We start from the raw sequence: 349 nt of genomic DNA, 5'->3' as shown, positions 1-349 counted from the left end.
CGGGTTGCTGAAAAACGCGGAATCCATCTCCGGCACCATGAAGCCGCCGCCGCCCGGCAGGCGGTAAAATTCCCAGCTCCCGCCCTGATAGTTATCGATGTATTTCGTGGCGTAACCATAGACTGAGGACTCGCTCATTACGAAATCCCGTCCGAAGAGTGCCGGTAAAAATGTCAGTCGTTGTGCGCCCTTAAGCAGAACCGCTTCTGTGTGCATTGCCTTTGTATTCATCACATCCTCCGTCGTTAAAGTGGTGTACAGCTCCGGCTTTTGCCGTGCCGACACGTCAGCCCGACTTCGAGCGAAGGATGCAAGGGAAGCACCGCAGGCCGCAGCGCAGATAAAAAGC

The 349-nt window shown here is 55.6% G+C and carries 1 protein-coding gene; it reads right to left on the bottom strand.

Going from position 1 to position 349, the window contains the following annotated elements; genetic code table 11:
* Nucleotides 1-138: antirestriction protein (locus tag IAE50_RS26450; protein ID WP_234467364.1), on the bottom strand; the 138-nt coding region annotated here is incomplete at its 3' end.
* Nucleotides 139-349 lie beyond the last annotated feature (211 nt).

The organism is Kosakonia sp. S42 (assembly GCF_016624785.1).
Taxonomy (GTDB): Bacteria; Pseudomonadota; Gammaproteobacteria; order Enterobacterales; family Enterobacteriaceae; genus Kosakonia; species Kosakonia cowanii.
The sequence above is the reverse complement of the archived record's forward strand: the minus strand, read 5'-3'. Positions and strand labels throughout refer to the sequence as shown.